Source organism: Phenylobacterium sp. (genome assembly GCF_036263695.1).
Taxonomy (GTDB): Bacteria; Pseudomonadota; Alphaproteobacteria; order Caulobacterales; family Caulobacteraceae; genus Phenylobacterium.
Map to the genome: position 1 here is coordinate 1 of NZ_DATAGM010000119.1, position 3,693 is coordinate 3,693.

At 74.0% G+C, this 3,693-nt stretch carries 4 protein-coding genes and 1 pseudogene; 4 read left to right on the top strand and 1 reads right to left on the bottom strand.

What is annotated here, in order from left to right; all coding sequences use genetic code 11:
* The 3 genes and pseudogenes from VHK87_RS04810 to VHK87_RS04820 form a co-directional block, all read left to right on the top strand.
* Positions 1-350, top strand: a pseudogene (locus tag VHK87_RS04810) (hypothetical protein); the annotation flags it as partial.
* Between the two features lie 85 nt (positions 351-435).
* A complete protein-coding gene (locus tag VHK87_RS04815; RefSeq protein WP_329633759.1) occupies positions 436-813 on the top strand; it encodes a hypothetical protein in 378 nt (125 codons plus the stop codon).
* Positions 814-864: 51 nt separating this feature from the next.
* Entirely contained in the window at positions 865-2,055 is a 1,191-nt protein-coding gene (locus VHK87_RS04820; RefSeq protein WP_329633760.1) for an MFS transporter, read from the top strand.
* Here the strand turns inward: VHK87_RS04820 and VHK87_RS04825 are convergent.
* Entirely contained in the window at positions 2,052-2,951 is a 900-nt protein-coding gene (locus VHK87_RS04825) for a dienelactone hydrolase family protein (protein WP_329633761.1), read from the bottom strand. The two genes, VHK87_RS04820 and VHK87_RS04825, sit on opposite strands and share 4 nt — an antisense overlap.
* A 105-nt stretch (positions 2,952-3,056) precedes the next feature.
* Here VHK87_RS04825 and VHK87_RS04830 point away from each other — a divergent pair, with 105 nt between their 5' ends.
* Complete coding sequence (locus tag VHK87_RS04830) at positions 3,057-3,515, top strand: hypothetical protein (RefSeq protein WP_329633762.1); 459 nt, start codon at positions 3,057-3,059, stop codon at positions 3,513-3,515.
* Positions 3,516-3,693 lie beyond the last annotated feature (178 nt).

The following is a 3,693-nucleotide window of genomic DNA, read 5'->3' on the forward strand; positions in this document are numbered from 1 at the left end:
AGCAGCAGCAGGCCGAGCGCCAGGCCCGCGCCGCCGAGCGGCAGGCCAGGGCCGAGCAGGAAGGCCGGCAACGCGGGGAGGGGGAAGCCCGTCAGCAGCAGCAGGCCGAGCGCCAGGCCCGCGCCGCCGAGCGGCAGGCCAGATCCGAGCAGGAGGGTCGGCAACGCGCTGAGCGGGAGGCGCGCCAGCAACAGCAGCCGGAGCGCCAGCCCCAGCGGGAAGCCCGGGCCTCTTCCGACGGCGGCGGCGGCGGCGAGCGCGAGGCCGAACGGGCCCAGCGCCACGCCGAGCGGGAATCGCGGCGGGCGGAGCGCGAGCAGCGGGGCGGCGGCGGACGCGACAAGGACTAGCCGCGCCTGACGGGGCGCAAAGCCGCAGCGGGTTCACGCTTCCGCTTTTCCGAGGCTCGCACTAGGGTCCGCGGCCATGTGGACCATGCCCCGCCCCGTTCTGCAGGTCGTCGCCGTGCTGCTCGGCCTCGTCGCCCTCGGCGGCCTCGGCCTTGGCTTCGTCAGCGCGCCAGAGCGCGGTCGGCTGCCGGGCGAGGCGGCCCGCGGCGGGCCCTCGTCGGCCGCAATCGACGCGCCCGACGCCACCCCGATCATCGACGCCCCGCCCCCGCCGCCCCCCGAAAAGGCCGAGGAGGAAAAGGAGGAGGAGAAGGAGGACGAGGACGCCGACGCCAAGCTGGTCGAGAAGGCGCCGCCGCCCGCCCCGCCGCCGGTCGTGGTCCCCGAGCCGATGGAGCCGATCGCGCCGCCGCCCGTCGAGCCCGAAGCCCCGCCGCCCCCGGCCGAGATCCCGCCCTTCTAGGCGCCGTAATCGTTGCCGCGGCTCCCGACGCGGCCCAGGCTGGGCGGCGCTGTGGGCGAGCCAACCTCCGAAACCTATTCCTCGCCGCCGCTGCGCGTGCGCCGCGCGGTGGCGACCATCGGGCTGACCCAGACCATCGGCTACGCCGGCAGCTTCTACCTGCCCGCGCCGCTGGCGGACGCCATGGGGCCGGCGGTCGGCGTCTCGCCGGCCTTCGTGTTCTTGTTGTTCTCCGGCGCGCTGCTGGTGACCGCCTTCGCCGGTCCCGCGGTCGGGCGCTTGATCGACCGCCGGGGCGGCCGGGCGCCGCTGGCCGTGGCCTCGGTGCTGTTCGCCGCCGGCGGGGCGGGCCTCGGGCTGGCGCAGGACCCGCTCCAGCTCGCCCTCGCCTGGGCCGTGATGGGGGCGGCCATGTGCCTGGGCCTCTACGATGCGGCTTTCGCCGGCCTGGTCGGCTGGTACGGCCAGGACGCCCGCCGGGCGATCACCGGCGTCACTCTGATTGCCGGCTTCGCCAGCACGGTCGGATGGCCGCTCACCGCCTGGCTGGAGGCCAAGGTCGGCTGGCGCGGCGCCTGCTTCGCCTGGGCCGGCGCCAACCTGCTGATCTGCCTGCCGCTGCACCTTTCGCTGCCGAAGGGCCGGGCCGTTCCCGGCGCGCGGCATGGGAACGAGACCGACGACGGCCCGGCCCCCGAGCGGCCGCTGCTGACGCTGGTGCTGCTGGCCTCCGCCTTTGCGCTCATCGCCGGCATCTCCTCGGCGGTGTCGGCCCACCTGCCGGCGATGCTGACGGCGCTGGGCGTCGGTGCGGCCGCCGCGCTGGCGGCCGGGGCGCTGCTGGGACCGGCCCAGGTCGCCGCCCGCCTGGCCGAGTTCGTGCTGGTGAAACGCATCCACCCGCTGGTCTCGGCCCGCGTGGCGATCGGGCTGCTGCCGCTATCGGTGGCGGTGCTGCTGCTCGCCGGCCCGCCGGCGGCGGCCGCGTTCGCCATCCTCTACGGGGCGGGCAACGGGCTCTACACCATCGTGCGCGGGACCTTGCCGCTGGCGCTGTTCGGGACCCAGGGCTTCGGCGCGCGGGCAGGGGTGATCAACCTGCCGGGCCGGCTGCTGGGGGCGGTCTCGCCCTTCCTCCTGGCGATGGGAATGGCCGCGTCGCCGAGGCTGGCGGTGCTGGGGATCGGCGCGTGCGCGCTGATCGCGTTCGCGATCCTGCTGACGCTCCGCCGGCCGCGCTAGACGGTCCGCGGCGCGACGCCGTTGCGGGCGAAATGCAGCAGCATGCGCGACCAGCCGTCCAGGGCCGCCTGGGCGTTGTACTGGGCCCGGTAGTCGGCGTGGAAGCCGTGCTGGGCCTCCGGATAGACGATGATTTCGCTGCCGCGCTTGCGGTTCGCCGCCAGCGCCTGGCGCATGGCCTCGACATCGGTCAGCGGGATGCCCTGATCCTCGCCGGCGTAGAGGCCGAGCACCGGCGCCCGCAGCTGCGAGACCAGCTCGATGGGCCACTGCCGTTCCGGCTCGCCGAGGAAGTCGCCGGGCTTCGGCCGCGCCAGCCGCCCGTACCAGGCCACGCCCGCCCGGAACTCGCGGAACCTGGAGCAGGCCAGCCAGACCACCGCCCCGCCCCAGCAGAAGCCGGTGATCGCCATCCGCCGCCGCTCGGCGAACGGCGCGCGCGACAGGAAGGCGAGCCCCGCACGCAGGTCGCCCATGACCTGCGCGTCCGAGGCGGTGGAGACGATCTTCCGGATCTCGCCGAAGTCGCTCATCGTCGAGGGATCGCGCCCGGCGCGGACGAAGAAGTCCGGGGCCAGCGCCACGTAGCCGAGCTTGGCCAGACGGCGGCAGACGTCGCGGACGTATTCGTGCACGCCGAACACCTCCGAGACCACCACCACGACCGGGAAGCGGCCCGGCGCGTCGGGCCGGGCCAAGTAGGCCGGAACCGGCCGGTCGGCGGCAGGCAGCTGGACTGTCTCGGTCACCAGCCCGGCCTCGTCCGTCTGGATCGGCTCGGCGTCGGCGGAGAGCGCGAAGATGGCGTAACCGCCGAACGCGGCCAGACCAAGGGCGCGCCGGGACAGGTGGAGATCTTCGGGCCGGGTCCCCTCCGGCCGGGTCAAGGACAGCATGGCGATCTCCGGCGGATGCGGACGAGGCAAATCCTTAGGCCCCTTGTCGCGCGAGTCAAAGCGGCGACGCAGGACAGGGCCGTTCGCCGCCGCTAGGCTTGCGTTATGCCCATGCTGCGGCCGCTGACCCAGGGCGAGCGCGCTCTCGCCGCCGAGGTGTTCGGAGCCGGTCTCGACGCCGCGCGCGTGCGGCTGCTCGCCATCCCCTACTGGAGCCGCGCCTTCGTCGCCAGCGGGCGGCTGGTGGTCTGGCCGGCTAGGTCGATGCGGCCCAACTTCGCCGCACCGGACGTGCCGCTGTCGGTCAAGGCGGTGTTCGTGCACGAGCTGACCCACGTCTGGCAGGCGCAGAAGGGGGTGAGTCTGCTGCTCGGCAAGCTCAAGGCCGGCGACGGACCCAAGAGCTACGCCTATGACCTCAGCCCGGGCGCGGCCTTCGCCGAGCTCAACATCGAGCAGCAGGCGATGGTGGTGCAGCACGCCTTCCTGCTGCGGCATGGCGGCCAGGCGCCGTTCCCCGCCGAGGTCTATTCGGCGGTGCTCCCGCACTGGGACGGGGCCTGATGCTTCCTGTACGGTTGGTAATGATCCCCTTGCGGGCGCCTGAAGTTTCCCCATATCGCGTGCAACGCCGAGCGCGGAGTTCCGCGGGCTCGGCCGGGATTTGAGCGAAGCGGGGACGACCCAATACGGCGCTTCATCCGAAGGCTTTCGGGGCGTCCGCCAACGAGGAGCGAGCAAG